This is a genomic window from Thermogutta sp. (assembly GCF_014359955.1).
Taxonomy (GTDB): domain Bacteria; phylum Planctomycetota; class Planctomycetia; order Pirellulales; family Thermoguttaceae; genus Thermogutta.
In genome coordinates this window covers 1-1,784 of sequence record NZ_JACIYL010000863.1, presented here as the reverse complement: position 1 = coordinate 1,784, position 1,784 = coordinate 1, and the positions used below count along the sequence as shown (strand labels likewise).

Below are 1,784 nucleotides of genomic sequence, written 5' to 3'. Positions count from 1 at the left end.
CTCTACAAGTTGGCTGCGGAAGGCGAATGGATTCGAGACATCGAACTCTCCCGGCTTACCGAAGGCGGCGAGGGATTCTGCCGCGTGCGGATCTGGAACGACCTGCCCGCTGAAGGGCCACTCGTCGCACGGGGAACGGCCGTCGAGACCGGTCTGGCTTTTGCCCGCCAGGGCTGGAACGCCAGCGCCTTGCCCGAAAAGAAGCTGGCGGAATCCCAGCCTTTGTTGGTGCTCGTCATGCCGGTGGACCTTATCACGGGATTGCGGTGGCTGGGCACGTGTCTTGTGTTCCTTCTCGTGGTGGCATTCCGCATACCCCGGCGCGTGCTGCTTGGACTGGCTCTCACCGCCGCGGTGGCGGTCGCGTTTGTGCCAGGAGTTTTCGCGCCCGCACTCTCCGGGGCATTTCTCGGAACAGTCCTGGCCTTCGTCGTCTCCCTCACCCGGGCAGACTGGGAGGCTGTGAAGCAGCCGGGCGAAGCAGTTCCTCTATCCCAGTTCCGGCTTGCATCTGCGGAACAGCTTTCTGCACACGCGGTCGCTCCTCAAAATCAAAGCGGGACGAGGTGGGGCACAGCGGGCATGGTTATGCTCCTGTTGGCGTCCCTTGTGAGTCTCGCGGTTGGTGGAAGAGATGCACGCTCGTTCGCTCAGCAGCCTTCTGGAGCGATTCCCGAGAGATCGGCCGGCGGAGGAGGCGCTGCTTCCGTACCGGCGTCACCGGTTTATCGCGTTTTTATTCCGGTGGACGAGAAGGGGCGTCCCGCTGGGCAGGAAGTTTACGTGCCGGAGGAGTTTTACAAACAACTCCAGCGGCGGGTGAGTCCCCTCAACGAGACACCGCCTGGCTGGCAATTTACCGGAGCGGTTTACAGGGGTACTTTCTCTCCCGCGAATACTGGTGATCGCTGGGAAATCACTGATTTTAATCTGACGTGCGAGTGCCTCCTGAGTGGGGCACCGGTGACCCTGGAGTTTCCCCTGGGCAGCGATATTCTGGTACCCAGCGTGGATGAGCTTCTGGTGGATGGCCGTCCGACATCGGCCACGTGGAACTCGGGGCGCCTCCGCCTGACGATCAATGACCCGGGGCGACATCGACTGCGCATCCCCTTCACAATCCGACCGTCTCTTCAAGGCACTGTGACAGAGGTGGCCGGAGCGATCCCGCCCGTCATGAATGCCCGGCTGGAACTCGCGGCTTCTCCTGATGTTCTCCGCGTGGAGGTGCCCTCTGCTCTGGGACGTGTGGAACGCGACCCGGAAAGCGGAGCCTGGACCGCTGAACTCGGACCCGCAAATCAACTTGTCATCCGCTGGACAACCGGACAACCGCTCTTCGGCGACACCTCGCCGGAAAGCGATGTGCTCTACGTTCTGGATCTTCGGCCCGAGGGATTCCACTGGACTGTCCGCTGGAAACTTCGTTCATTCGGCCTGGCACGCAATCAACTTCAACTGGTGTGTGATCCCGATCTCACTTTGGTAGCGCTCACCGCGGGGTCGCCGGTGCAGGTCCAGCCGCTTCTTTCTGGTGTGGATCAACAGGTGTTTAACATTACCTTTTCGGGCCCGGTGCCCTCGGATCAGATCGTCACGGCCGAGTTCTTCCAGGCGATGGGTGAAACGCCGGGTGGGATTTGCCTCCCCACGGTCCACTTGAGCGACATTGGAGTGGGACGCCAGGACCTGGTAGTGAACGTGGGGCCGGGTTTGAAGGTGGTTGCATCGCACTCCCCACGATGGCAATCCGCGGATTTGGATGAGGTCCAGGGACGCTGGCA

General features: G+C 61.5%; 1 protein-coding gene. It reads left to right on the top strand.

From position 1 onward, the window contains the following. Positions 1–1,784: hypothetical protein (locus H5U08_RS17675; RefSeq protein ID WP_297036130.1), on the top strand; the 1,784-nt coding region annotated here is incomplete at both ends.